This is a genomic window from Pseudomonas sp. Lb2C2, assembly GCF_052112205.1.
Lineage (GTDB): Bacteria > Pseudomonadota > Gammaproteobacteria > Pseudomonadales > Pseudomonadaceae > Aquipseudomonas > Aquipseudomonas kilonensis.
The window spans coordinates 1-883 of record NZ_JAUTYW010000021.1; the positions used below are offsets into that span (position 1 = coordinate 1).

The window sequence follows — 883 nt, forward strand, 5'->3', positions numbered from 1 at the left end:
GCGAAGTGACGCTGTAGGAACCGTCAGTGCCCGCCACCACCGTCGCGGTGCTGCCATCCGGGTAAGTCACAGTAACCGTGCTGTTCGGCTCGGCACTGCCGCTGACCACCAGGCTGCCGTCGGCATTGGCCACCACGGTTACGCTCGGCGCAGTTGGCGCCGTGGCATCGGCATAAGCCACCACGGTGTCAGGGCTGACATTACCTGCTGCGTCCGACGAGTTCGCAGTGACATCACCGGTCGGTTGGTTCACCGGCGAAGTGACGCTGTAGGAACCATCGGCCGCAGCCACCACCGTCGCGGTGCTGCCATCCGGGTAAGTCACAGTAACCGTGCTGTTCGGCTCGGCACTGCCGCTGACCACCAGGCTGCCGTCGGCATTGGCCACCACGGTTACGCTCGGCGCAGTTGGCGCCGTGGCATCGGCGTAAGCCACCACAGTATCTGCACTGGTGTTGCCGGCGGCATCACTGGCATTGGCGGTGACATCGCCGGTGGGTTGGTTAATAGGCGAAGTGACGCTGTAGGAACCGTCAGTGCCCGCCACCACCGTCGCGGTGCTGCCATCCGGGTAAGTCACAGTAACCGTGCTGTTCGGCTCGGCACTGCCGCTGACCACCAGGCTGCCGTCGGCATTGGCCACCACGGTTACGCTCGGCGCAGTTGGCGCCGTGGCATCGGCATAAGCCACCACGGTGTCAGGGCTGACATTACCTGCTGCGTCCGACGAGTTCGCAGTGACATCGCCGGTGGGTTGGTTAATAGGCGAAGTGACGCTGTAGGAACCGTCAGTGCCCGCCACCACCGTCGCGGTGCTGCCATCCGGGTAAGTCACAGTAACCGTGCTGTTCGGCTCGGCACTGCCGCTGACCACCAGGCTGCC

General features: G+C 64.6%; 1 protein-coding gene. It reads right to left on the reverse strand.

Features of this window, described 5'->3' with window-relative positions:
- A partial coding sequence (locus tag Q7F16_RS30070; RefSeq protein ID WP_413211837.1) for an Ig-like domain-containing protein occupies window positions 1-883 on the reverse strand: 883 nt, incomplete at both ends.